Here is a 23,626-nt window from a genome sequence, read left to right on the forward strand (position 1 = left end):
ACCGGGACAGTGAATCAGACAGGATCTATCGCGTGAAGGTCCTCAAACCGACTCTGTGTTCATCAAAGATGCTCTAGCGCGATGGGCCAGTATTTAGTCGTCCAGTCGCGCCCGTTCTTGTTGTAAAGACGCGCGCCGTTCTTATCAATGATGATTTGCGTGCGGTAGCCGTCGAATTTGGCCTCGTGGACCCACCCTTCATCTTCGGGCGGCCGCTCGACAAGAGTTGGTATCTGCGGCGGAATGAACTCCAGCCGTTCGTCGTCGACTTTGTCACGCTGACTCAACTACGCCACCATCTTTGCCGGATAGCGGTGGCGCGAGCGGCACCGGCGATCTGGTATCCATTTGGACACCTGCCGCCTGTGCCTTGCCCCCACTAAGCCATTCTGCGACGGAATGAACACCGGCCAGCCGCCCCCCGGCCATTGGCACGCTTACTCAATTACGCCACACCTTCGACGGATAGCGGTAGCGCGAGCGGCACAGGCGATCCGATGTCCCCCAACTTGGACATCTGCCGCCTGTGCCGAGCCCCCACTAAGCCGTCGAGCCCCCACTAAGCCATTCTGCGGCGGAATGAACACCAACCGGCCGCCTCGGCCTTGGCACGCTAACTCACTTACGCCTTTGACGGTTTGCGGCGGCGCGGTCGGCACAGGCGGTGCGATATTCCCCCCAACTTGGAAACCTGCCGCCTGTGCCGAGCCCCCCGCTAAGTCACAGCGAACATCTACGAATAAGGCCGCGCTGTCGTTAGCTGCGCATCCAGATACTTATCCGGGCGTACATATCTCGATCGGCACGGCATCTCTCGCCAGGGATTTTGCCAATGGGGTACCGCCAGCCAAGGATCGCTTGCCCGGCAAGGATTGTCGCCGGATCCAGTATCACTCCGGGCATACTGATGAAACGTCCGCCGCGGATGCTATGATCAGCTTCCAAGCGCCTTGAGCCATCCTTCAAACGAGGAGGTCTTCTCGTGCTCGCCAAGCGAAACAGAGTGGGCGGGGCGCGGCAACACCGTCGTCCTGCGCCCTTCGCGGGGGCTGTAACCGAACTCCTTGCTGAACGCCCGGCTGAAATTTGCCGCTGAACTGAACCCGAAGGCCTCCGCAATTTGAACGATGCGCCGGCTGTCCGCCGGATCGCTGAGCGCAACATGGGCCGCTAGAAGTCGGCGACTTTGAATGTAATGGAGCACCCCACCGCTCGGTTCGAACAGCTGGTAGAGACGAGATCGCGAAACACCGAGCGCCCGGCACATTGAATCCGGCGTCAGATGAGCCGCTTCCAGGTTGTTTTGGACGTATCGACGGGCCCGCTCCATCAGCGCGACACTCGCCAGTTGTTCGGCCGCAGCCGCATGTTCGGCCGGCGGCGCTAGGCACGCAATGATCATGCTGCGGGTTGCGTGTACGATGCGAGGCAGGTCGTCAGCGGTGAGGCTGCGCAGTCTTGTTACGATGCCGTCGACATAGTCGATCAAAAGGTTTGCAAAATTGCCGGAAAGAATTGAATTGTTGTTTGCGTCGAGGGTTGCCGCCGCGTCGGCGAACAAATCACGCGGCAAATATAGAACGAGACTTTCGGATTCGGTCATCCTCCCGCGAAACGGGTAGCCTAGCGACCTGATCTCAAGTTTGCCCGGCTGGCCCTCCGCGACACGGCGATTGACCTCCGTCCACGACCGGCCGGTATGTGGCAAGACGACATACCAATGATCGATCGAGCTGGACCGAAGCTTTGCGGCGGAACGGATGTAACTGTGCGCCGGCGTCCGCTGTTCGACGATCAGCATGCCGCCGAGATTCCAAGCCTTGTGCGCTGCGGGGAAGCCGTCGTCCACCGATTTGTCATCCGGCAGCCTGACCTCGACAAGCGGTGCCACATGCGTTTGCCAAGCGGGGAATTGATCCTCTGCTGCCAGTTCGAGCGTTGAAAAGGACAGCGGTTCCAGTGCCGGCGCGATTGGCCGAGCCGCCTCATTGTCGGGTTGAACGTCGCGAGGCCAACGCCGTCGCTCGCGCTCCGGTACAGGCCCGGTATGCGCCTCGTCTTGCTCCTTAGCGTCCATCGCGCGTGGTGCCATATCCGATTCCGGTATGCCCATGCCCCCGCAATCATGTGGTGTATCCCGGGATCTGGCAAGCCTGTGGACCGCATCGTCGATCACGCTGGGTTACAATAAGAAATGCATCCCGAGATAAGTTTCTGGATACGAGGCTAACGACACACTTCAGACCGGCGCCTATAGATTCCGACATCGTGAAAGCGACGTTGAGGAGACCAGGTAATGAATGAAAAAGTCAAAGGAGAAGCTCGCCGCAAGATAATTCTTGATGGATATGTCAACAACGAGCCATTGAAAGACATTGCGGCAAAGCTCGGATGCTCACTGGCGAGTTTGAAAGCCAGCGCCAGCAAACTTGGCTGCACTCGCGCCCGAAAGAGGCGGCTGACTTTCGACGCGGCTTCCGTATACCCGACAACAAACGGCAAGACTATTACCAGCTCATGCGGGTCGGCCAATATAGATCTCGGGACTGCGCACAGATTTTGGGATTATTGACAACACAATCGCCGAGCATGGAGTAACGTTACTAGAAGCTGGGGACAACATCTTTTCAAGCCTCGGTGACAAGGCCCCGCCGCAAAGCACGGGCGGCGGGCGCTGAAAGGTTCGCTCAAATGCTGCGTCGGCGTTTCAATCGCACCTGCCTTAGCCCTCTCGATCTGGTCGTTTGCGAACGCGTGTTCAATCAAGTCTGCGCAGATGAACAGCTCGATCCTTTGCACCCGGACGCCGAAATTCTAGCGGTATTGGTTGTGGCCATCTTTCGAAATGCTCACACCAGCGAACGCGAACTGCTGGAGGCGGTCAAATCTCGCCGGCAAAAGGCCAGGGCAGCCGTCCGCACGCCTAAAATGAACTAGTTGATCTACCCGCCAGCGGCATCTAGCCGGCCATTCATCCCTCTGCACATTGTCCGTAAGGGCAATGCTTCGACGAAGGGCCCGCTGCGCCAAGGCCCCCCGCCCCAAAAGGTCCGGGCGCGCAGCAACGTTTTGCACATCAGCTAGTCGGCTCTGGAATTTCAACCGGAAATCGAGCATGATGCGGCTTGGTATTGGCGTTGGATGCTTCGCGCTCCCATGAAATACCGGAGGACGGGACATGGCCATCGCGCTTGTACTCGTTTTGATCGTCGTGGGCTCGGTGTTGTTCCACTTCCTGAGCCCATGGTGGTGGACGCCGATTGCCTCGAACTGGGACTATATCGACCACACCATCATCATCAGCTTCTGGATCACCGGCGTCGTTTTTGCCGCCGTTGTGCTCTTCATGGCGTATTGCGTGTTCCGCTTTCGCCATCGCGAAGGCAATCGCGCGGTATACGAACCGGAGAACAAGCGTCTCGAATGGTGGCTGACGATCGTCACTGCGATCGGCGTCACCGCCTTGCTCGTTCCCGGCCTGTTCGTCTGGAGCCGCTTCGTCAACGTGCCGAGCGATGCGACCGAAATCGAGGTCGTTGCTCAGCAATGGCAGTGGAGCTATCGCCTGCCGGGCAAGGACGGCAAGCTCGGCACTTCGGACACCCGTGAAGTAGCCGCTGAGAACCCGCTAGGCATCGCCCCAAAGGATCCCAACGGCCAGGACGACGTCGTGGTCGAGGCGGCGGACCTGCACTTGCCGGTCGGCAAACCGGTCAAGATGCTGCTGCGTTCGATCGACGTGCTGCATGATTTCTACATCCCGGAATTCCGCGCCAAGATGGACATGATCCCGGGATCGGTCACCTATTTCTGGTTCACTCCAACAAGGACCGGAACCTTCCAGGTCCTGTGCGCCGAGCTCTGCGGCCAGGGACATCCGCTGATGCATGGCATGGTGATGGTCGACACCGAGCAGGATTACCTGACCTGGCTCGGGCAGCAGCAGACTTTTGCGCAACTGTCGGCGCCTCAGCAAACGGGCTCGGCGAACCCGCTGCCAGGAAAGACAATGGCGTCCGCTTTGGACGTCGAGGCAAAAGTCGAAACTGTCGAGGCCCGCTGAACAGGGAGGTGCTCCCATGGTCGACGTCACACCCGCAGATGCCGTTCCCCCCGCCGAAGTCGGGGAAATGGAACTGTACCATCCGCACAGTTGGTGGACGAAATACGTCTTCTCGCAGGACGCCAAGGTCATAGCGATCCAGTATTCGGCAACGGCAACGGCGATCGGCTTTGTAGCGCTGTTCCTGTCCTGGCTGATGCGCCTGCAGCTCGGCTTCCCCGGCACGTTCGATTTCATTACTCCGGAGGCCTACTACCAGTTCATCACCATGCACGGCATGATCATGGTGATCTACCTGCTCACCGCACTCTTCCTCGGCGGCTTCGGCAACTATCTCATCCCGCTGATGGTCGGCGCCCGCGACATGGTCTTCCCCTATGTCAACATGCTGAGCTACTGGGTCTACCTGTTGGCGGTGCTCGTTCTCGTCGCAAGCTTCTTTGCGCCCGGCGGACCGACCGGCGCCGGCTGGACGCTCTACCCGCCGCAGGCGATCATGACCGGCACGCCGGGTGGCCAGGACTGGGGCATCATCCTGATGCTCTCTTCGCTCATCCTGTTCATCATCGGCTTCACCATGGGTGGCTTGAACTATGTTGTGACGGTGCTGCAGGGCCGCACGCGGGGTATGACCTTGATGCGCCTGCCGCTCACCGTATGGGGCATCTTCACCGCCACCGTCATGGCTCTGCTCGCCTTCCCGGCGCTGTTCGTTGCTTGTGTGATGATGCTGCTCGACCGCGCGCTCGGCACCTCCTTCTTCATGCCGGCGATCGTCGAGATGGGCCAACAGTTGCAGCACAGTGGCGGCAGCCCGATCCTGTTTCAGCATCTGTTCTGGTTCTTCGGCCATCCGGAAGTCTACATCGTGGCCCTGCCGGCCTTCGGCATCGTGTCCGACCTCATCAGCACGCATGCGCGCAAGAACATCTTCGGCTACCGAATGATGGTCTGGGCGATCATCGCGATCGGCGCCCTGAGCTTCGTGGTCTGGGCGCACCACATGTATGTCAGCGGCATGCACCCCTATTTCGGCTTCTTCTTCGCCACGACGACGTTGATCATAGCCGTTCCGACCGCCATCAAGGTCTATAACTGGGTGCTGACCCTGTGGCGCGGCGACATCCACCTCTCGATACCAATGCTTTTCGCGCTCGCCTTCATCGTCACCTTCGTCAATGGCGGTTTGACGGGGCTGTTCCTCGGCAATGTCGTCGTCGACGTTCCCCTGTCGGACACGATGTTCGTCGTTGCCCATTTCCACATGGTGATGGGTGTCGCCCCGATCCTGGTGATCTTCGGCGCGATCTATCACTGGTATCCGAAGGTCACCGGACGGATGCTGGACGAGGCGCTCGGCCAGTTTCACTTCTGGGTCACCTTCCTCGGCGCCTACCTGATCTTCTTCCCCATGCACTATATCGGCCTGATTGGTGTACCGCGCCGCTACGCCGAACTGACCGACATGACGATCATGACGGAGTCGGCCCATCATCTGAATTCGTTCATCAGCATCATGGCCTTCTTGGTCGGCTTCGCCCAGATGGTGTTCCTGTTCAACCTGATCTGGAGCATCCGTCACGGCCGTGAGGCCGGCGGCAATCCGTGGCGGGCAACGACGCTCGAGTGGCAGACGCCGCAGACGCCGCCGGCGCACGGCAATTTCGGCAAGGAACTGCCGATCGTCTATCGTTGGGCCTATGACTACAGCGTGCCGGGCGCCAAGGAGGATTTCATTCCGCAGAACGTGCCGGGCTCCTTCATCCCATCGAGGGAGCCGGCATGAGCGTCATCCTGGTCTTCCTGCTGGTGATCGCCGGCTTTGCCGGATGGTGGCTTTCGCACCAGCGGCTGACCGCGAAGCCGTGGCTCGAGCAAGGCTTGGCCGGGGATTTCGTCGGCCTCGAGCGATCGGCCCTGCCCACCGCCAAGATCGGCCTCGGTGTCTTCCTCGCGGTCGTCGGCTGTCTGTTTTCGCTGTTCACCAGCGCCTATTTCATGCGCATGGGTCTGCCGGACTGGCGGCCTCTGCCGCTGCCGCGCCTGCTCTGGCTGAACACCGGCGTGCTGGTGCTGAGCAGCGTTGCGCTGCAATGCGCCGTGATCGCGGCGCGCAGAGGCCAGACGGACATCGTCAGGCTCGGTCTTGCGACGGCCGGGCTGACCGCCCTCGCCTTCCTGATCGGCCAACTGATCGCGTGGCGGCAGCTGACCGATGACGGCTACCTGCTGGACTCCAACCCGGCCAACAGCTTCTTCTATCTGATCACCGCCATGCACGGCCTGCACATACTGGGCGGGCTGGTCGGCCTTGGCAGGACGAGCATCGGCGCCTGGACGGGCCCCCGGCCGCAGCGGCTTCGCCTCGGGATCGAGCTCTGCGCGATGTACTGGCATTTCCTGCTTTTCGTCTGGCTCGGCATTTTCGCCGTCCTGGCCGGCTGGGCGGCGACATTCGTGAGCATTTGCCAACGGCTGCTGACCTAGGAGACTGGCGATGGCCGAGACGACACTGACGGATAGCAGCCAGTTGGATCGCCCCCAGGGCTGGCGCGGGATTGCCGCCGACTGGGCCTCGGATCAGCGCGCGTTCAAGAACGTGTCCTGGGGCAAGGCCATGATGTGGATCTTCCTGCTCAGCGACACCTTCATCTTCGGCTGCTTCCTGCTCTCCTACATGACCGCCCGCATGTCGACGCGCGTGCCGTGGCCCAACCCAAGCAAGGTCTTCGCGCTGCACATCGGCGGGTCGGAGGTCCCGCTGATCCTGATCGCCATCATGACCTTCGTGCTGATCTCCAGCAGCGGCACCATGGCCATGGCGGTCAATTTCGGCTACCGCCGCGATCGCCGCAAAACCGCGATCCTGATGCTTTTGACCGCCGCGCTCGGCGCAACCTTCGTCGGGATGCAGGCCTTCGAATGGACCAAGCTCATCACCGAAGGAGTGCGGCCCTGGGGCAATCCCTGGGGAGCCGCGCAATTCGGCTCATGCTTTTTCATGATCACCGGCTTCCACGGCACGCACGTCACCGTCGGGGTCATCTTCCTGATCATCGTGGCGCGAAAAGTCTGGCGCGGCGATTACGACATCGGGCGTCCAGGGTTTTTCACCAGTCGCCGGGGCCACTACGAGAATGTCGAGATCATGGGACTCTACTGGCACTTCGTCGACCTGGTCTGGGTGTTCATCTTCGCCTTCTTCTATCTTTGGTGAGAGGCAGGCTTTGCTGAGAGGACGAAATGGCTGAAGCAACCGCAAACGGTCTCGGACAACAGGCACTGCACTCCACCCACGATGCGGCGACCGCCGGCAAGTCGGACACGCATCAGGAACACCCGATCAGGCTCTATCTGGTGGTCTGGGTGTGGCTGTTCATTCTCAGCGCCTGCTCCTATATGGTCGACTATTTCGGCCTGCACGGCTATCTCAGATGGTCGCTGATCCTGATCTTCATGATGCTCAAGGCAGGACTGATCGTGGCCGTCTTCATGCACATGGCCTGGGAACGGTTGGCGATGATGTATGCGATCATCCTGCCGCCGATATTGGTGCTGGTCTTCGTGGCGATGATGGTCTTCGAGGCCGACTATACGCTGCTGACCCGTATCGCGTTTTTCGGGCCCGGCCCCTGACGCGCGGTTTGGATAAACCGCAGCCTAATCAGCCCGAAATGGCCGGTGCCTCGAAACAACCGGCGGTTTGGTTTTGATATGCGTCGTGAACTCAAGCAAAGGACGCGGAAAATGACGATAGCGAACAGACTGAGGAATTTCATAGACGGCAAGGGAATCCCGTACGACACCGTCGCGCATCATCGGACTGCAACCAGCAGGCAGGCCGCCATTGCCGCCCACGTGCCCGGCAGCATGATGGCCAAGACCGTGGTCGTTCACCACGAGCTCGGCTATGCGCTGGCCGTGGTCCCAAGCACCCACAGGATCGAACTCGCCAAGCTCCAGGACGTCATGGACAAGCGCCTCGGGCTCGCTTCCGAGGACGAGGTGGTCTCGCTCTTCGACGATTGCGATATCGGCGCCGTACCGCCGATCGGCGCGGCCTATGACGTGCCGGTCATTTTGGACGAAAGCCTCGGCGACGCCGCCGATATCTACTTCGAGGGCGGCGACCACAAGACCCTTGTGCATGTCAGCGGCAAGGATTTCCGCGACCTGACCACAGGCGCGCGTCGGGCACGCTTCAGCCACCCGGCCCTGTGAGAGCACCGGCACTCCAGCCCGTGCTCGACAGGGTTTGCTAGTTCGCCGGTCTTGGGGCGGCGGCCGGCGCTTCCACGACCTTACGATACACGTGCCAGGTGGCATGGCCGAGGACTGGCAGCACAACCGCCAGCCCCGCGAACACCGGCAGCGAACCGACGATCAGCCCAACGGCGACGATCAGTCCCCAGACGGCCATTACGATGGGGTTCGCCAGCACTACGCGTACCGAAGTGTGAATGGCTTCGTAGGCGCCGACATCGCGATCAAGCAGCAGCGGAAAAGCCACCACGGTGGTACACAACACGACCACGGCGAAGACGAATCCGATGGCGTGACCCAGCACGATCAGGGTCCAACCGCGCCCGGTGGCGAATATCTCAGCGATGAAACTGGACAGCGATGCCGGGGGCGCGGGACCGAACAGCTGCTCGTAGAAGATTTTGGCGGTCAAAAGCCACGCGATGAAGATCGCGAACAGCATGATCCCGACCGCGGCGATGGCCGGCAGCGCCGGGGAGTTCCTGACCTCGAAGGCATGGCGCCAGGATGCATCGAGCCCGGCTTCCCGTCTGCGGCTGATCTCGTAAAGACCGATCGCCGCGAATGGGCCGATCAGCGCAAAACCGGACACCAGCGGAAACAGCAGTGGCAGCGCGTTCGCTCCCGATGTCCAGGTAGCAAGCACCACGCCGACGAGCGGATAGATCATGCACAGAAACACGATATGCGAGGGTTTCACCATGAAATCGTCGACACCGCGCCTGAGCGCGTCGAAAAGATCGGAAAGGCCGATCTTTCTCACTCTGGTATGCTCGAGCGTTTCGCTAGCGCCTGCAATGACGTGAAAGCTTGCCATGACCATTCCTCCAGACAGGGTCCGGCAAGGTCGCGGATTCGCGGTGCTACCGCTCTGCATGGTTGGCCACGCAAAACCGCGACCTGCACCGGCAGCCAACATACTCCATTGCGCCTGATTTGTCTCTTTTCATTGAAACGAGGGTGCGGTGGCCGGCCAGAGCTCCACGCTGGTTCGAGAGGTTTTTTTGCGGTATTCTTATACAGCTACAACGCAGCGCCTCCGGTACGCGCAAAGGAGGCTGGATCACTTTGATTGGCCCGTGATCTTTCCCGATTTCCGGGTCATGCGCCTGGTCGAAGGCGAACGTCATGGACACGCGAACGCTTCTCATACTCGGCCTTGGCATAGCCATTCTGTTGGTGCTGGGATTTTTTGCGCTGCCTGCATGACGGCGCCGGCGGCCACACTTCAGCAGCGTCATGCCGGCCGCCTTCGGTCGGGGCGAGCCGGCGCCACCGAAAGGGGCCTGGAAGGGCCCGCTTACTTCGAAAACTGTTTCAGGTAAGCGATGACGTTGGCTACGTCCTGATCGTTCTTGAGGCCGGGAAACACCATCTTCGTCCCTTTGATCATGCCCCTGGGGTCTTGAAGATACTTCGTCAGCGTGGGCTCATCCCATTTGATGCCGGATTTTCCGGCCTCGATCATAGCAGGGGAAAAAGTGAAACCGGGATGCGTGCCCGCCGTGCGCCCGATGACGCCGTGCAGAGACGGGCCGACCTTGTTCTGGTCCTGGTCTGCAATGTGGCAGACCTTGCACTTGGTGAAGACCTTCTCGCCTGCGGCTGCATCCTGCGCCCGCGAAGGGCTTGCAATGAAGATCGTGGCCGCCGAGGCGATGAAAAGTGCGATTGCGCGCATGGCATTCCTCCCTGATCGATCGTCATCTGCGCCGGACGATGCGCACCACGCCAGCTGCGCTGGGGCGGCCTGCACGGTACAGCGGAATATCCGTGGTCCCACCAATGGAATTGCGGCATCTACATACCACAGTATCAAGCCAATGGGTAGAAACGGCAATTTGTGCGAAGGTGCACGTCGCCCAAGCTGCGCAGCGGTTCTGGCAGAACGACATGCATCAAAACACGGACCTAAAGCGCGTCGCCTGAGTCCGGCTCCTCGCGACGCCCTTTAGGCCGTGTACTGAGACTCACGGCGGATCGGTATTGCAGCTTGCAGCCATCTGTCCGATCGCCTCGGACAGTCCGGCGAGTTCGAAATCGGCCTCGCCGCGTCCCGACAGCAGGCCGAAGCGCCATGACAGCAACAGCCGGCTCGCCGAAACCAGCCGCTTGATGCCATCGGCTCCGTCCCTGACCAGCATTTTACCGCGTGGGCCGACAGACCAGCTTTCATCGAACTTGCCGCCGCCATCGACCATGACCGACATGGTGATCTTGCGGCTGGCGGAGACTGAATCGTTGAGTTGCAGCCATTCGCTCCAACGCGGTTCGCCGCCCGGTCGACAAGCCAGCGTCAGCACCGGACTGTAGCCCAGCGCGCCGCCGCCGGTGATCAGCTTGTTGGTGGCGTATAGCGACGCAGTGACCTGGCCGTCGTTGCCGGCGTCGACGCGCCAGTTGCCGAGATCGGGTCCGGCCTCTGCCACACCGGCCGCGGCAAGCAAGAGCGCCGCGGTAACGACCACGCCCCTCATCGTGAATGCCACACCCACCGACGCCTCCAAACGACCCTGCGCAATGTGATATCGAGCAGATAATCATCAATGTTCGGTATCGCCAGCAGCGTGCATTCATCTGAAGCGGGTGGTGTTGCCCCGCAGCAACAACAGAGAACATGAACGAAAAAGGCCGCCTCGTGGGCGGCCTTTCGAAATCAGCTTATCGCCGGTTTTACTCGGCGTCCTTGGCGGCCTTCTTCTTCGGCGCGGCCTTCTTCTTGGGCTCTTCCGCCTCACCGGCTGCTTCGCCGGCCTTGGCCTCGGCTTTCTTGGAGGAAGCCTTCTTCGCCGGCTTCGCCTTGCTGGCGCTCTCGGCCTCCTCGTCGTCCGCCATCAGCTCTTCCTTGCTGACCTTCACGTCCTCGACCGAAATCTGGCCCAGCAAATAGTCGACGACCTTTTCCTCGAACATCGGCGCGCGGAGCGAATTAATCGCCTCGGGGTTGCTGCGGTAGAACTCGAAAGCTTCCTGCTGCTGGTTGGCCGGGAAGCGGCGAACCTGCTCGAACAGGCCGCGCTGCAGTTCATCGTCCGACACGGTGACCCCGGCCTTCTCGCCGATCTCGGCAAGAACCAAGCCGAGACGCACGCGACGTTCGGCCAGGCGCATATATTCGGCGCGCGCCTCTTCCTCCGTCGTTTCTTCGTCGGCAAAGGTACGGCCGGCGGCTTCAAGGTCGCGGTTGACCTGCGCCCAGATGTTGTTGAACTCGGCCTCGACGAGCTTCGACGGCGCCTCGAAGGAATAGGCGGCATCGAGCTGGTCGAGGAGCTGGCGCTTCACCTTCTGGCGGGTCATGGAACCGAACTGGTTCTCGATCTGGCCGCGCACGATCTCGCGCAGGCGCTCCAGCGATTCCAGGCCAAGGTTCTTGGCCGTCTCGTCATTGATCTCGAGCGCGCCGGGCTTGGCCACTTCCTTGACGGTGACGTCGAAGGTGGCTTCCTTGCCGGCCAGATGCGCTGCCTGGTAGTTCTCCGGGAAGGTCACCGTGACCTGCTTCTCATCGCCCGCCTTGGTGCCGACCAGTTGGTCCTCGAAGCCCGGGATGAACTCTTTCGAGCCCAGCACCAGCGGCTGGTCGGTGCCGGCGCCGCCGGCGAACGCCTCGCCGCCGATCTTGCCGACATAATCGATGCCCACGCGATCGCCTTCGGCGGCCTTGCCCTCCTTGGGCTCGTAGCTGCGAGCCGATTCAGCGACCCGCTTCACCTGGTCGTCGACCTCCGATTCCGGCACGTCGTAAACCTGACGCGTCACCTTGATGTCGGAGAAATCCTTGACCTCGATGGCCGGGATGACCTCGTAATTGAGGCGGAACTCGAAGTCGGCGCCGCCAGCCAGGATCTTCTCCGCCTCCTTCTCGTCCTCGGTCATGATGACTTCAGGCTGCATGGCGGCCTTTTCGCCGCGGCCCGAGATGATCGAGCGGGTCGAGTCGTTGAGGATCTCGTTGACCACCTCGGCCATGAACGACTTGCCGTACATCTTGCGCAGGTGCTGCACCGGCACCTTGCCCGGGCGGAAACCGTTGATCCGCACCTTGCCGCGGGCGTCGTTCAGCCGCGCCATCAGCTTGGCTTCCATGTCACCGGCCGGCACGGTGATCTTGATCTCGCGCTTGAGACCGGAGTTGAGCGTTTCGGTGACCTGCATCCTAAAACCTTTGTTTTCACCAACGAGGCTGCCAAACGGTCCTTAGCCGTTTACAGCCTGCCGGTATATTCTTGCCGGAAATGGCTTTGGTACGGAACCTGGTGATTTGACCGCCAATGCGGCTCAAACTCTCCTGAACTGCGCTTCCAAAATGTGAAGAAGTCTTTGTTTTTCCTACTTCTTCTTGCATTCGGCAGAAGCAGATAGTCGCGTCCCGTCACATTCGACACGCCTTTTGTCACAGGCTAGGCTAATTTTCAACCATCTTCGCGATTACGAGAATGACGGTGACTTGGACCCCGACATTGACAGAATGATGGCTACATGGGATTGCCGGGGAACGCGGATGTGGCGGAATTGGTAGACGCCCTGGATTTAGGTTCCAGTGCCGAAAGGCGTAGGGGTTCGAGTCCCTTCATCCGCACCACCCTTCGCCTGCGAGCTTCTGGTGGTAGGCCACCCTATGGTCGTCAGAGCGAAGCGTGTCCTCCGAACCTTTGGCAGGAAGGACCGGAGCCATCAACTCCTGGCGCGCAAGGCTCGAGCAGACAATCCGCTTTTTCGTGTGCAATTCCCTTGAAATAGCGCGTCAATAGGTTCTTAGTCGCAGCAACAGGCAGGTTGGGGCTCTGTCAGGTTGTGCGCGTAGTTTCTCTGGTTCTGGCGGTTGGGTCGGCTGTCGCGGCAGCGACATGTCACGTTGAGGCCTTGGAGTACACTTCGGTTTCCTCTCCGGGCCAGCAGCCAATGCTTCTTGTATCCGGTGAGTTTGGCGCCAATGAACCCCTGAACGCCTTCAGCAACGCGGTTGCGAGCAGCAGGGCCAGGATGATCGTATTCAACTCCCGCGGCGGCAACGTCGGCAGTGCGATTCGCTTGGGGCGACTGATCCGCGCGGCGGGGTTGGATACTTTTCAGCTTCGCCAATTGCAGTGCGCTTCAGCCTGCTCACTGGCCTTCCTGGGCGGCGTCCACCGCGTTGCCGAACCAGGTTCCATCGGCGTTCATCGGCCGTCCCTCAAACCGGCCGACGGGATGTCAAATGAAGACGCGGAGGCCCGTTTCCAGTTCGGCACGGCCGCAATCATATCCTATGTGATCGAGATGGGAGCGGATCCCAAGCTGATGGAATTGGCTTCGAGCTATGACAAGCATGACATACGGTACCTGTCGGCCAGCGAAATGGCAGAGTTGCGTGTGACCAATGCCGCAGCGAACCAGCCGCAAGCAGATGCATTGCAGGTATCAACGACGCCGGATCCTGCGTCCGTGTCCGCTCCTGCGCCCGACGCCAGGCAACAGCCGGAAAGCGTTGCGGTCACCCTCGTCAGGGACCTCATCGAGCATCATGGCGATAACAACGATTTCGCTCTTGCTCAGGCTCAGGCGTCCTACGCTCCCACGGTCGACTATCATGGCAAGTTGACGAACCTAAGTTCGATCATTGAGGACAAGAGAAGCTATTACCAGCGATGGCCTGAACGCGGATACAACGTCCGCAATGACAGCATTGCGGTCAGCTGCGCCAACGATCGCTGCAAGGTCTCAGGCATCTACGACTGGATTGTGCGCAGCCCCTCGACACACAAGCAGGAGAAAGGCGTAGCGAACTTCAGCTATACGATATCGATCGGTCCCTATCCCAAAATCATCGCCGAGACGGGCGATGTCCGGCCATAACCAGGACCGTCGTTAACGCGGACCGTCGCGCTGACGCCCAGGCCCGAACACACTAATAAAGCGGCTCCTCGAACAGCGTCTTGTCGCCGTCCATGAGCGCCTTGATCTGCGCCTTGCCATTGGCGGAGAGCGCCAGCTTGACGCCGAACGGCCGCACGCGCATGTCGTTCTGGATCGCCATCCCCTTGCCCTCCGGCAGGTAGAAACGCTCGATCCCGTATTCCGGCGTGATCGTCATGTCGGGTGAGCGCAGATCCCAGCCATCCGCTACATGCCCGACAATGTCGGCCTCATCGGAAGCGGCAGGCGCCGGCGCCCGATCGAACCATGCCGCGCTCGGCTGCCAGTAGCCGTCCACAGCCTTCTTCAACCTGACGACGATCTCGGAGTCATTGCTGGTGAACTTGCCCGGCGGAATGTTGGCGATAAGCTTCACCGGGATGCGCGAGATGTCATAGCCAAGCGAGATATAATCGCCGCGCAGAAGATCGCGCGGGTCAACGGGCTCAACCTTGAGCAGGACCTCCTTGCCGTTGCGCAGGATCGCCGCGCGTCCGGCGATGATCCAGCCCAGCAAGCCGATTTGGACAAGCGCCGTCACCAGGGCCGCGATGATCAGTCTTTTGCCGCTCATGCCGCTGCTCCTCCGGCGGGCGTCTTCATTCGTTTTTCAACGCGGATGATGACCAGCGCCAGTATCCCCAGCAGCACGGCCGCGGACAGGAAGAAGCCCGCCGTGTCGAGCATCGACTGCAACATCACCACATAGATAATGGCGAGCTCGAAGGCAAAGCCGGCATAGGCCACCCAGCGCAAGCCTCTGCTTTCACGGCCGCCGAGCATGATCGCCGCGACGATGCCCGCAAGCGCGGCTGCCGAGGCAATGGCAAAGCCGCTGTTGTAGCTCGCCTCATCGGCCAGTTCGAACTGGACCATTGCGAGGCCGGCAAGAAAGCCGATGAGCGCATGCAATGGCAGCCTGCCGCCGAGTTGCACGACGCTGTCGACGGGTTCGGCGACAAAGATCGCTGCCGCGAACAGCAGCATCGAGACGAGCACGAGTGGAATCGCGACCTGGAGCGTGTTGTGGTCGATCGCCAGCAGCAGGAGATAGAATACGATCGAAAGGATGATGACGTGCCGCGCCGCCTGGCTGCGTGTCCAGAATGAAATGGCGAACAGCACCAGCACGATAGCGGCGAAGAGATGCGGGAACTCGGCCCGGCGGAAAAATCCTCCCCATTTAAGGAACAGCCAGGCATCGGCGATGCCGACGGAGGCGACGGTGAGCGGGTTCGAGCGCAATGCGACCGCCGCCAGCGCCGTGCCGGCGCACCACGTCAGCAATGCCGAAGCCTCGTCGCCCGACAGATGATACATCTGACCGATCAGCGCGATTGACCCGCCAAAGGCCGCGGCGGCGATGATCCATAGCGCCTCGCCGATCGCCGCATGGTCGCGTGTCTTCAGAACGGCGCCACCGACATAGCCGCCGAGGATGACACCAAACAGCGCCGTCACACGCGCCAGGCGCGGAATGGCTTCCCAGTTGGCGGCGACGAAGATCAGGATCGCGGCACCGAACAGCAACGCCGCCATCATCGCCAGGATCGAGCCGAAGCTCAGCGAGGCGCGATCGTTGGCGGCAACGTCACGCGTCAATGCGTCCGCCGTCGGCGCGTCGATCAGGCCCGCCGCCCGCCAGCGGGCGATATCGGCCCTCACCTTAGTCGCATAGCCCGCCATCCGTTCCCCCCGAGCTTGGCCATTTTTACAACCGTGCGCCGCAAATCGTTGACGCAACGGCATTTTCCGATTCGGTCTTCCTTATGTCGCAAGCGTGAATCGCCGTTGATGTTGCATTGCACAATTTGCATTGCTGCCATGCACCAATGGCACTTTTAAACCGATATGACCCTGCCTATTTTCCGTTCGTACACAAACGGAATGATCCGAACCAAAGACGAAACGAGCACTACCATGAACCTGATCCGCAACTACCGCAACTGGCGCCGCTACCGGGACACCGTTTCCGAGCTGAGCCGCCTGTCGAACCGTGAACTGACCGACCTCGGCATCAGCCGCAGCGACATCCACTACGTCGCTCGCAAGGCGGTCTAATCCGCTTCGGACCGCGAATGGTCCGAACCAGTTTTTGAGAAGAGCAAGACAATGAACCTGATCCGCAGCTACCGTAACTGGCGCGTTTATCGCGAGACGGTTTCTGAGCTGGGTCGGCTTTCGAACCGCCAGCTCAATGATCTCGGCATCGTTCGCGACGAGATCAAGATGATCGCCCGCAAGGCGGTTTGACAAGGAATCTCGCCAGGGTCGACCTCCTCCCCGACCCTGACGGATACGGTCAGCCTTTACCTCCTCCCGAAGGTTGACCACCGAAACGGCGCCCGCCGGACCTCCTCCCCCGGCGGGCGTTGTTCTCCGAAAGGATCCGCCCCTTCAATTGGCGGAAGGAATTTCGTCAAAGCCGACCTCCTCCCCGGCAATGACGAATATGGTCGATCTTCACCTCCTCCCGAGGATCGACCCCCAAAACGACACCCGCCGGACCTCCTCCCCCGGCGGGTGTTGTTGTTTTGGAGGTAGTCGGCCCCTCGAAGCCGGCAATTGCATTCGCCGCGCCAAGCGACTATCTCGGCGCTCATGAGCAAAGATCCCGTTCACGTCATCGGCGGCGGCCTCGCCGGCTCCGAAGCCGCATGGCAGATCGCAGAAGCCGGCGTGCCGGTCGTGCTGCACGAGATGCGCCCGGTGCGCGGCACCGACGCGCACAAGACCGACGGGCTCGCCGAGCTCGTCTGCTCCAACTCGTTCCGCTCGGACGACGCCGAGACCAATGCGGTTGGCTTGCTCCATGCCGAAATGCGGCTCGCCGGCTCGCTGATCATGAGCGCCGGCGACGCGCACCAGGTCCCGGCCGGCGGCGCTTTAGCCGTCGACCGCGACGGTTTTTCCGAGGCAGTAACCGCAAAAATCGAAGCGCATCCGCTGATTGCCATCCAGCGCGAGGAAGTGCCTGGACTTCCGCCGGCGGATTGGGACCAAGCGATCATCGCCACCGGTCCGCTGACCGCGCCTTCGCTTGCGCAGTCGATTGCCGAAGCAACCGGCGCCGATGCGCTCGCCTTTTTCGACGCCATCGCGCCGATCGTCCATTTCGACACCATCGACATGAACACCTGCTGGTACCAGTCGCGCTACGACAAAGTTGGCCCCGGCGGCACCGGTAAGGACTACATCAACTGCCCGATGGACAAGGAGCAATATCTCGCCTTCGTGGCGGCGTTGCTGGAGGGCCAAAAGACCGAGTTCAAGCAGTGGGAAGGCACGCCCTATTTCGACGGCTGCCTGCCGATCGAGGTGATGGCCGAGCGCGGCGTCGAGACGCTGCGCTACGGGCCGATGAAGCCGATGGGGCTGACCAACGTCCACAATCCGTCGGTCAAAGCCTATGCAGTGGTGCAGCTTCGCCAGGACAATGCGCTGGGCACGCTCTACAACATGGTCGGTTTCCAGACCAAGCTGAAGCATGCCGAGCAGATCCGCATCTTCCGCACCATTCCCGGACTGGAGAATGCCGAATTCGCCCGCCTCGGCGGCCTGCACCGCAACACTTATATCAACTCGCCGACGCTGCTCGATCCGTCGCTGCAGCTGAAGTCGCGCCCCGGCCTGCGTTTTGCCGGCCAGATCACCGGGTGCGAAGGCTATGTCGAAAGCGCCGCGATCGGCCTGCTCGCCGGCCGCTTCGCCGCGGCCGAACGGCTCGGCCGGGCGGCCTCACTGCCGCCGTCGACCACGGCCTTCGGCGCGCTGCTCAACCATATTACCGGCGGCCACATCGTCTCCGACGACGAGCCGGGCAAGCGCTCCTTCCAGCCGATGAACGTCAATTTCGGCCTGTTCCCGCGGGTCGAGGCTCCAAAGTCCGAAGGCAAGCGCCTGCGCGGCAAGGACAAGACCGTTGCCAAGCGCCGCGCGATCACGGCGCGCGCATTGGCCGATTGTCGCGTGTGGCTGGGCCTGCCTTCGCAGGCGCAGGCAGCGGAATAGCTACTCCGCCGGCTCGGCACTCGCCGCCGGCAATCCCGGCTTTCCTGCTTCGGACGGATTCCTCCGCACATAGGCCGCCTTCAACGTCTCCGACGTATCGCGCGAGCCGTCATGGCTCCAGCCTGGCGGCCGGATCAGATAGCTGAGACGCTGGCCGAGCGTCAGTCCCGGCATCATCGCATCCTTGAACATGCCGATCCATTCATGGAAGGCGACCTTCAGCGGGTTGAAGGTGCCGATGTTCTTGACAATGCCGTAGCGCGGCCGGTCCTCGTCCAGTTCCGCAACGAAAGTGCCGAACATGCGGTCCCAGATGATCAGCGTGCCGGCATAGTTGGCGTCCAGATAGCGCGGATTGGTGGCGTGGTGGACGCGGTGGTGCGAGGGCGTGTTGAAGACGAATTCGAACCAGCCCCACATCTTGCCGATCGTTTCGGTGTGGATCCAGAACTGCCAGACGAGGTTGAAGCCGAAGACGAACGCAATGACGGCCGGATGGAAGCCGAGCAGCACCAGCGGCGCCTGCAGCACGAACATGAAGGTGAAGAGACCGGTCCAGCTTTGCCGGAGCGCCGTCGAGAGATTGTAATGCTGGCTGGAATGATGGTTGACGTGCTCGGCCCAAACCCAGCGCACCCGATGCGCGATGCGGTGGTAGACATAGTAACGCAAATCATCGAGCAGGAAGGCGGCGACAAACACCCAGATCGACAGGCCGAGATTGAAGAAACGGAACTGCCAGAGCCACAGCAGCGCCCAGTAGGATACGACACCGAGCAGCAGGCCGGCGACGACATTGCCCGTCCCCATCATCAGGCTGGCCAGCGTGTCGCGCGTCTCGAACGATCCCTTGGCGCGGCCGGTGCGTACCAGCCAGAGCTCGATCAGGATCGCCGTGACGAAGAACGGGATGGCAAGCTGGGTGACCTGCGGGAAATTGTAATCGTCCATCACGCCGCCTCTCGGATCTGATCGTGCCTCAGCAGCACCGCCGCCACGGTCAGCGCGTCTGCCTCGTCGGCGAGGGCAAACCGCCCGCCTTTCCAGGTGAAATCATCCATTTTCAGCGACAAGACATTACCTTCCCGCACCAGGGCGAGCACATCCCGCGGCGTGACGATGCGGGTTAGGAAACAGTCGCCGATGCTCTGGACGATGCCGCAGCGCTGCGGGTCGAGTTCCAGGATGGCGGCTTGCCTGTCCGATGTCAGCCTGACCGCCCCAGGCTTTTCGTCTGGAAAGTCTTCGGCAAAACGTGCGAGCGCGTGTTCAGCCCCGGCAAGCGTCGCGGTCGCCGTACCGCCGGTGAAATGCACGGCCGCCACCGACAGCGCGATGCCGAACACGACAAGGACGACCAAAACTGGCAGGCTCATGGAAAGGCGGTCCTCCGCTGGCTCGCATTTCTCTGATGCGAGTCCACGCGCAGAACCCCTAGCATGGTTGACGTTTACGTCAAAGGGGCGTCCAGCCATGCATGGCATGACGCAAGAGCAGCCAGTGCCGGCGCAGGGTTGAGAGGGTCGAAGTGCCCCCGAGTGGAGACCGACCCGGCTTTTCCATCCTGTCGAGATAGGCATGTGTGAGCGCCAGCGGCAGGAAGGCGGGGCGCAGCAACGCGGGGAGCGCCGACGCGCCCTTCTCGAAAGCGCCGAGATGCTCTCGCGCCAGCGCGATCATCGCCCCGACCGCGCGCTCCGCGGCAGCATCGCCGTCGCCCTTGACGAACTCTTCCGGCGAGGTGCCGGCGGCTGCCAGGATATCGGAGGGGATAAAGCACTGTCCACGGCGACGGTGCAGCGGCAACAAAAGCAGCAAGCCGGTGATGGCCTGCGCGCAGCCCGCCCTGCCCGCCAGTTCGGCAAAGCGTGGCGCGGCATTCGGATCGAGCACCATGGCCGCAAGCTGGATGATCGCCGAGGCCGTCTCGCCGCAATAACCCTCAAGGTCGGTCCGCGACGGCATCGGATCGTTGTAGAGATCGAAGATACGCGCTTCGAGCATGTTCTCGAAAGCGGCCTTCGGCAGATGGTTGGCGACAATCGCCGCCCTCAGCGCGTCGGCGGTCGGATGACCTGTCTCCGCCTCGCCCTCGGCTAAGATGACATCGCGCCACCATTGCAGCCGGACCTCGCCCGGCAGCGGCTCCTGGATGCGGTCGCGAACGCTGGCGACCTCGGCATTGAAGGCATAGAGCGCAAGCAACGCGTCACGCCTCTCGGCGGGCGCGTAAAGCGCGGACAGATAGCGATCATGGTCTGCGGCACGCACCGCATCCATGACGATGTTGGACATGTCGGCCATCAATCGACGGCAATGAGCGCTGCGGCCACGGCACGGTCCTCGGCCAGCAGCACGTTGTAGGTGCGCACGGCCGCGCCCGTCGACATCGGGTCGGCCGAAATGCCCGCCTCTTTCAGCGCGGAGCGGAGTGCAGCCGGCAGCGGCCGCAGATCCTTGCCGGTGCCGACCAGCAGGATTTCTACCTTGTCGGCCTGGGCGAACAGCTTGTCGAAGTCCGAAGCTTTTAGCGCCAGCGGATCGGCCGGCTCCCAGCCATGGATACCGGACGGCAGGCACAGCAGCGAGCCTCGATGCGACATGTCGGCAAAGCGGAACCCGCCATTGCCATAGGCCTCGACCGGCGCCCTGCCCGGGAAATGCGCCTCTCGGATGACGATGCCTTTGGCCATGGGGCTAGAGCATGATGCCGAAAAGGGTGGAGCGGTTTTCGGACGACATTATGCTCTATCTCTTTGATTTAGAGCGGATTCAGATCTCAGTTCGACTCGACCTGAGATCATCCGGCTCTGACGGCTTCAGGTCGCCACGGCCTTGCCGTTCGCCGGCTTGGTCTCTTCGGCGGCTGCGGCCTGCGGCCTGAGCTTGAAGAGGATCAGCAGCGGCGCGGCGATGAAGATCGACGAATAGGTGCCGAACACCACGCCGAACAGCATCGCCAGCGTGAAGGAGCGGATCACCTCGCCGCCGAACAGCACCAGTGCCAACAGCGCAAGGATGGTGGTCACCGAGGTCAGCGTGGTTCTGGACAGCGTCTCGTTGATGGCGTTGTTCAACAGTTGCGGCAACGGCATCTTCTTGTATTTTCTTAAGTCTTCGCGGACGCGGTCATAGACGACGATGGTGTCGTTGAGTGAGTAGCCGATGATGGTCAGGATCGCCGCGAGCGACGACTGGTTGAATTCCAGTCCGGTTATGACGAAGAAGCCGATGGTCATCACCACATCGTGCACCGTGGCGATGATGGCGCCGACGGCGAACTGCCACTCGAAGCGGAACCACACATAGAGCAGGATGCCGACCAGCGCGATGAGCATGGCGATCGTGCCTTGCTTGGCGAGCTCGCCGGAGACCGTCGGTCCGACCACCTCCACGCGGCGGAAGTCATACTGGTCCTGCAGTTCGCCGCGCACCTTGTCGATGACGGTCTGCTCGGCATTCTCGCCGGCGTCCTGCGTGCCGACGCGGATCAGAACGTCGTTCGGCGCGCCGAACTGCTGCACCTGGATCTCGCCGATGTTGAGCTCGGAGAGCCTGTTGCGGATGTCACCGAGATCGGCGTCGCCCTGCTTGGACTGCACCTCGATCATCGAGCCGCCCTTGAAGTCGATGCCGTAATTGATGTCGATGGTGAGGAACCCGACAACTGACAGGATCGACAAGATGCTGGACAAAGCGAACGTCCAGCGGCGGATACCCATGAACGGGATCCTGGTGCCGGGCGGAATGAAGGTGACCGGCGCGCGCGGCAATTCCTTCGGACGGGCGCGGCGCAGCCAGATCGACACCAGCATGCGGGTGAAGGTGAAGGCGGTGAAAACGGTGGTCAGAATGCCGATCGCATAGGTGATGGCGAAACCCTTGACCGGTCCTGTGCCCAGCCAGAACAGCACCACGGTGGCAATCAGCGACGTGACATTGGAGTCGACGATCGTTGCCAGCGCCTTGGCGAAGCCGGTGTCGATCGACTGGATCACCGAGCGGCCAAGTCGCCGCTCCTCTCGAATGCGTTCATAGATCAGAACGTTGGAGTCCACCGCCATGCCGATGGTGAGCACGATGCCGGCGATGCCGGGCAAAGTGAGCGTGGCGCCCAGCAGCGACAGCAGCGCAACGATCATCGCCACGTGGACGGCCAGCGCGATGTTGGCGAGGAAGCCGAGGAAGCCGTATGCGACGAACATGAAGGCGACGACGAGGATCGAACCGATCACGCCCGCCACCTTGCCGGCATGGATGGAATCCTGGCCGAGGCCTGGACCGACCGTTCGCTCTTCGATGACCGTCAGCGTTGCCGGCAACGCGCCGGCGCGCAGCAGCACGGCAAGGTCATTGGCGCTCTGCGGGGTGAAATTCCCGGAAATCTGCCCGGTACCGCCCAGGATCGGCTCACGGATCTGCGGCGCCGAAATCACCTGGTTGTCGAGGACGATGGCGAACAGCTTGCCGACATTCTGCGCCGTCGCCTGGCCGAACCGTGTCGCGCCCTTGGAATCGAAACGGAACGAAACCACCGGCTCGTTGGTCTGCGAATTGTAGGTCGCCTGCGCGTCGACCAGATTTTCGCCGGAAACGATGACGCGGTTTTCGATGAGATACGGGACCGGCGGATCGTCTTGCGAGTAGAGGACGGAAGAGCCTGCGGGCGGACGGCCCTTCAGCGCATCCTGCACAGGCATCGACTGGTCGACCATCTGGAAGGTCAGCTTGGCGGTCTGCCCGAGGATCTCCTTCAGCCGCTGCGGATCCTGCAGGCCCGGCACCTGGACAAGGATGCGGTCGTCGCCCTGCCGCTGCACGATCGGCTCGGTCGTGCCGAGCTCGTTGACGCGCCGCTCGACCACTTCGATCGACTGCGACAGAGCCGTCGAGGTGCGGTATTTCAGGCCGGCGTCGGTGACCGTGAATTTGAGCAGGCCGGGCTCGGAGTCATCCAGCGACATTTCCTGGATGGAGCCGCCGCTGAACAGTCCCGCCGCCACCGGATCGGTCAGCGGTTTCAGGACCTTCTTGGCCTGGTCGAGTTGAGCCTGGTCCGTGATGCGAACCTGCACGGTGCGGCCGGAACCGGAAAGGCCGGTGTAGTTGATCTTGGGATTGGCCTCGCGCAGCAGCGTCCTGATCTCGTCGCGCGTCGTCTCCATCCTATCCTTGATCAGATCGTTCTGATTCATTTCAAGCAGGATGTGCGAGCCGCCCTGAAGGTCGAGGCCGAGCGTCATCTGCCGCTTCGGCACCCAGCTCGGCAGTTGCGCCAGCATGCTTGCCGGAAACAGGTTGGGCGCGGCGAGGACCACTGTCACGGCCACGGCCAGCCAGATCAGGATCATCTTCAGGCGCGAGAAATAAAGCATTAGTTCTTATCCGTTC

At 61.5% G+C, this 23,626-nt stretch carries 25 protein-coding genes and 1 tRNA gene; 13 read left to right on the forward strand and 13 right to left on the reverse strand.

The window, feature by feature from the left end:
- Window positions 1–62 precede the first annotated feature (62 nt).
- Both CK222_RS22025 and CK222_RS22030 read right to left on the reverse strand, forming a co-directional pair.
- Window positions 63–287 carry a hypothetical protein gene (locus CK222_RS22025; protein WP_176477709.1) on the reverse strand — a complete coding sequence of 75 codons (225 nt, stop codon included), beginning with the start codon at window positions 285–287 and terminating at the stop codon, window positions 63–65.
- A 647-nt stretch (window positions 288–934) separates the two neighbouring features.
- Window positions 935–2,092, reverse strand: a complete 1,158-nt coding sequence (locus CK222_RS22030) for an AraC family transcriptional regulator (RefSeq protein ID WP_245433174.1) — start codon at window positions 2,090–2,092, stop codon at window positions 935–937.
- A gap of 204 nt (window positions 2,093–2,296) precedes the next feature.
- Between CK222_RS22030 and CK222_RS22035 the strand changes: the two genes are divergently transcribed.
- The 8 genes from CK222_RS22035 (at window position 2,297) to CK222_RS22065 (ending at window position 8,284) form a co-directional block, all read left to right on the forward strand.
- Window positions 2,297–2,572 (forward strand): hypothetical protein, encoded by a 276-nt coding sequence (locus CK222_RS22035; RefSeq protein WP_141247107.1) that lies wholly within the window; start codon window positions 2,297–2,299, stop codon window positions 2,570–2,572.
- Window positions 2,573–2,691: 119 nt separating this feature from the next.
- A complete protein-coding gene (locus CK222_RS31840; RefSeq protein ID WP_141247108.1) occupies window positions 2,692–2,937 on the forward strand; it encodes a hypothetical protein in 246 nt (81 codons plus the stop codon).
- A 241-nt stretch (window positions 2,938–3,178) separates the two neighbouring features.
- Window positions 3,179–4,063: a cytochrome c oxidase subunit II gene (locus CK222_RS22040; RefSeq protein ID WP_095801846.1), complete on the forward strand. Its 885-nt coding sequence runs from the start codon at window positions 3,179–3,181 to the stop codon at window positions 4,061–4,063.
- Window positions 4,064–4,079: 16 nt separating this feature from the next.
- On the forward strand, window positions 4,080–5,849 hold the full coding sequence (locus CK222_RS22045) for a cbb3-type cytochrome c oxidase subunit I (RefSeq protein WP_095801847.1): 1,770 nt from the start codon (window positions 4,080–4,082) through the stop codon (window positions 5,847–5,849).
- Window positions 5,846–6,550: a cytochrome c oxidase subunit 3 gene (locus tag CK222_RS22050; RefSeq protein WP_095801848.1), complete on the forward strand. Its 705-nt coding sequence runs from the start codon at window positions 5,846–5,848 to the stop codon at window positions 6,548–6,550. The genes CK222_RS22045 and CK222_RS22050 overlap by 4 nt, the downstream gene beginning before the upstream one ends.
- A 10-nt stretch (window positions 6,551–6,560) precedes the next feature.
- Entirely contained in the window at window positions 6,561–7,280 is a 720-nt protein-coding gene (locus CK222_RS22055) for a heme-copper oxidase subunit III family protein (protein WP_095801849.1), read from the forward strand.
- Window positions 7,281–7,306: 26 nt separating this feature from the next.
- Entirely contained in the window at window positions 7,307–7,699 is a 393-nt protein-coding gene (locus CK222_RS22060; RefSeq protein WP_082953928.1) for a cytochrome C oxidase subunit IV family protein, read from the forward strand.
- Window positions 7,700–7,810: 111 nt separating this feature from the next.
- A complete protein-coding gene (locus CK222_RS22065) occupies window positions 7,811–8,284 on the forward strand; it encodes an aminoacyl-tRNA deacylase (protein WP_095801850.1) in 474 nt (157 codons plus the stop codon).
- 37 nt (window positions 8,285–8,321) lie between these two features.
- Here the strand turns inward: CK222_RS22065 and CK222_RS22070 are convergent, their stop codons facing one another.
- From CK222_RS22070 to tig, 4 genes are all read right to left on the reverse strand, one after another.
- Window positions 8,322–9,143 (reverse strand): DUF2189 domain-containing protein, encoded by an 822-nt coding sequence (locus tag CK222_RS22070; protein ID WP_067325381.1) that lies wholly within the window; start codon window positions 9,141–9,143, stop codon window positions 8,322–8,324.
- A 483-nt stretch (window positions 9,144–9,626) separates the two neighbouring features.
- Window positions 9,627–10,007, reverse strand: a complete 381-nt coding sequence (locus CK222_RS22075) for a cytochrome c family protein (RefSeq protein WP_067000047.1) — start codon at window positions 10,005–10,007, stop codon at window positions 9,627–9,629.
- A gap of 289 nt (window positions 10,008–10,296) precedes the next feature.
- A complete protein-coding gene (locus CK222_RS22080) occupies window positions 10,297–10,803 on the reverse strand; it encodes a hypothetical protein (RefSeq protein ID WP_067000878.1) in 507 nt (168 codons plus the stop codon).
- Between the two features lie 196 nt (window positions 10,804–10,999).
- Window positions 11,000–12,484, reverse strand: coding sequence for a trigger factor (tig, locus tag CK222_RS22085; protein ID WP_095801851.1), 1,485 nt, complete (start codon window positions 12,482–12,484; stop codon window positions 11,000–11,002).
- Between the two features lie 342 nt (window positions 12,485–12,826).
- Between tig and CK222_RS22090 the strand changes: the two genes are divergently transcribed.
- Window positions 12,827–12,911: transfer RNA gene (locus tag CK222_RS22090), tRNA-Leu, on the forward strand.
- Window positions 12,912–13,231: 320 nt separating this feature from the next.
- Window positions 13,232–14,164, forward strand: a complete 933-nt coding sequence (locus CK222_RS22095; RefSeq protein WP_095801852.1) for a hypothetical protein — start codon at window positions 13,232–13,234, stop codon at window positions 14,162–14,164.
- Window positions 14,165–14,216: 52 nt separating this feature from the next.
- Here CK222_RS22095 and CK222_RS22100 read toward each other — a convergent pair whose 3' ends face one another.
- Both CK222_RS22100 and CK222_RS22105 read right to left on the reverse strand, forming a co-directional pair.
- Window positions 14,217–14,798 (reverse strand): GDYXXLXY domain-containing protein, encoded by a 582-nt coding sequence (locus CK222_RS22100; protein ID WP_095801853.1) that lies wholly within the window; start codon window positions 14,796–14,798, stop codon window positions 14,217–14,219.
- Window positions 14,795–15,910 (reverse strand): DUF2157 domain-containing protein, encoded by a 1,116-nt coding sequence (locus tag CK222_RS22105; RefSeq protein WP_095801854.1) that lies wholly within the window; start codon window positions 15,908–15,910, stop codon window positions 14,795–14,797. Before CK222_RS22105 ends, CK222_RS22100 begins: the two co-directional genes overlap by 4 nt.
- 234 nt (window positions 15,911–16,144) lie before the next feature.
- Between CK222_RS22105 and CK222_RS22110 the strand changes: the two genes are divergently transcribed.
- The 3 genes from CK222_RS22110 (at window position 16,145) to trmFO (ending at window position 18,235) form a co-directional block, all read left to right on the forward strand.
- Entirely contained in the window at window positions 16,145–16,285 is a 141-nt protein-coding gene (locus CK222_RS22110) for a DUF1127 domain-containing protein (RefSeq protein WP_006335194.1), read from the forward strand.
- A gap of 51 nt (window positions 16,286–16,336) precedes the next feature.
- Complete coding sequence (locus CK222_RS22115; RefSeq protein ID WP_067000031.1) at window positions 16,337–16,477, forward strand: DUF1127 domain-containing protein; 141 nt, start codon at window positions 16,337–16,339, stop codon at window positions 16,475–16,477.
- 348 nt (window positions 16,478–16,825) lie between these two features.
- The gene (gene trmFO / locus CK222_RS22120; protein WP_095801855.1) at window positions 16,826–18,235 is read left to right on the forward strand and encodes a methylenetetrahydrofolate--tRNA-(uracil(54)-C(5))-methyltransferase (FADH(2)-oxidizing) TrmFO; all 1,410 of its coding nucleotides are present in this window, start codon (window positions 16,826–16,828) and stop codon (window positions 18,233–18,235) included.
- Here trmFO and CK222_RS22125 read toward each other — a convergent pair whose 3' ends face one another.
- The 5 genes from CK222_RS22125 to secDF all read right to left on the reverse strand — a co-directional run bounded on the left by CK222_RS22125 (window position 18,236) and on the right by secDF (window position 23,610).
- On the reverse strand, window positions 18,236–19,186 hold the full coding sequence (locus CK222_RS22125) for a sterol desaturase family protein (RefSeq protein WP_176477710.1): 951 nt from the start codon (window positions 19,184–19,186) through the stop codon (window positions 18,236–18,238).
- A complete protein-coding gene (locus CK222_RS22130) occupies window positions 19,186–19,611 on the reverse strand; it encodes a hypothetical protein (RefSeq protein ID WP_067329583.1) in 426 nt (141 codons plus the stop codon). The genes CK222_RS22125 and CK222_RS22130 overlap by 1 nt, the downstream gene beginning before the upstream one ends.
- Before the next feature lie 79 nt (window positions 19,612–19,690).
- A complete protein-coding gene (locus tag CK222_RS22135) occupies window positions 19,691–20,539 on the reverse strand; it encodes a phytoene/squalene synthase family protein (RefSeq protein ID WP_176477711.1) in 849 nt (282 codons plus the stop codon).
- Entirely contained in the window at window positions 20,539–20,928 is a 390-nt protein-coding gene (locus CK222_RS22140) for an Mth938-like domain-containing protein (RefSeq protein WP_067329577.1), read from the reverse strand. Before CK222_RS22140 ends, CK222_RS22135 begins: the two co-directional genes overlap by 1 nt.
- Before the next feature lie 126 nt (window positions 20,929–21,054).
- Window positions 21,055–23,610 carry a protein translocase subunit SecDF gene (gene secDF / locus CK222_RS22145; RefSeq protein ID WP_095801856.1) on the reverse strand — a complete coding sequence of 852 codons (2,556 nt, stop codon included), beginning with the start codon at window positions 23,608–23,610 and terminating at the stop codon, window positions 21,055–21,057.
- Between the last annotated feature and the right edge of the window lie 16 nt (window positions 23,611–23,626).

The sequence above is a fragment of the Mesorhizobium sp. WSM3866 genome (assembly GCF_002294795.1).
Classification (GTDB): Bacteria; Pseudomonadota; Alphaproteobacteria; order Rhizobiales; family Rhizobiaceae; genus Mesorhizobium.

Coding starts and splice junctions, on each gene's coding strand:
- CK222_RS22030 (WP_245433174.1), bottom strand. CDS start 2,092: ATGGCACCACGCGCGATGGACGCTAAGGAGCAAGACGAGGCGCATACC.
- CK222_RS22035 (WP_141247107.1), top strand. CDS start 2,297: ATGAATGAAAAAGTCAAAGGAGAAGCTCGCCGCAAGATAATTCTTGAT.
- CK222_RS31840 (WP_141247108.1), top strand. CDS start 2,692: ATGCTGCGTCGGCGTTTCAATCGCACCTGCCTTAGCCCTCTCGATCTG.
- CK222_RS22040 (WP_095801846.1), top strand. CDS start 3,179: ATGGCCATCGCGCTTGTACTCGTTTTGATCGTCGTGGGCTCGGTGTTG.
- CK222_RS22045 (WP_095801847.1), top strand. CDS start 4,080: ATGGTCGACGTCACACCCGCAGATGCCGTTCCCCCCGCCGAAGTCGGG.
- CK222_RS22050 (WP_095801848.1), top strand. CDS start 5,846: ATGAGCGTCATCCTGGTCTTCCTGCTGGTGATCGCCGGCTTTGCCGGA.
- CK222_RS22055 (WP_095801849.1), top strand. CDS start 6,561: ATGGCCGAGACGACACTGACGGATAGCAGCCAGTTGGATCGCCCCCAG.
- CK222_RS22060 (WP_082953928.1), top strand. CDS start 7,307: ATGGCTGAAGCAACCGCAAACGGTCTCGGACAACAGGCACTGCACTCC.
- CK222_RS22065 (WP_095801850.1), top strand. CDS start 7,811: ATGACGATAGCGAACAGACTGAGGAATTTCATAGACGGCAAGGGAATC.
- CK222_RS22070 (WP_067325381.1), bottom strand. CDS start 9,143: ATGGCAAGCTTTCACGTCATTGCAGGCGCTAGCGAAACGCTCGAGCAT.
- CK222_RS22075 (WP_067000047.1), bottom strand. CDS start 10,007: ATGCGCGCAATCGCACTTTTCATCGCCTCGGCGGCCACGATCTTCATT.
- CK222_RS22080 (WP_067000878.1), bottom strand. CDS start 10,803: ATGAGGGGCGTGGTCGTTACCGCGGCGCTCTTGCTTGCCGCGGCCGGT.
- tig (WP_095801851.1), bottom strand. CDS start 12,484: ATGCAGGTCACCGAAACGCTCAACTCCGGTCTCAAGCGCGAGATCAAG.
- CK222_RS22095 (WP_095801852.1), top strand. CDS start 13,232: ATGCTTCTTGTATCCGGTGAGTTTGGCGCCAATGAACCCCTGAACGCC.
- CK222_RS22100 (WP_095801853.1), bottom strand. CDS start 14,798: ATGAGCGGCAAAAGACTGATCATCGCGGCCCTGGTGACGGCGCTTGTC.
- CK222_RS22105 (WP_095801854.1), bottom strand. CDS start 15,910: ATGGCGGGCTATGCGACTAAGGTGAGGGCCGATATCGCCCGCTGGCGG.
- CK222_RS22110 (WP_006335194.1), top strand. CDS start 16,145: ATGAACCTGATCCGCAACTACCGCAACTGGCGCCGCTACCGGGACACC.
- CK222_RS22115 (WP_067000031.1), top strand. CDS start 16,337: ATGAACCTGATCCGCAGCTACCGTAACTGGCGCGTTTATCGCGAGACG.
- trmFO (WP_095801855.1), top strand. CDS start 16,826: ATGAGCAAAGATCCCGTTCACGTCATCGGCGGCGGCCTCGCCGGCTCC.
- CK222_RS22125 (WP_176477710.1), bottom strand. CDS start 19,186: ATGGACGATTACAATTTCCCGCAGGTCACCCAGCTTGCCATCCCGTTC.
- CK222_RS22130 (WP_067329583.1), bottom strand. CDS start 19,611: ATGAGCCTGCCAGTTTTGGTCGTCCTTGTCGTGTTCGGCATCGCGCTG.
- CK222_RS22135 (WP_176477711.1), bottom strand. CDS start 20,539: ATGGCCGACATGTCCAACATCGTCATGGATGCGGTGCGTGCCGCAGAC.
- CK222_RS22140 (WP_067329577.1), bottom strand. CDS start 20,928: ATGGCCAAAGGCATCGTCATCCGAGAGGCGCATTTCCCGGGCAGGGCG.
- secDF (WP_095801856.1), bottom strand. CDS start 23,610: ATGCTTTATTTCTCGCGCCTGAAGATGATCCTGATCTGGCTGGCCGTG.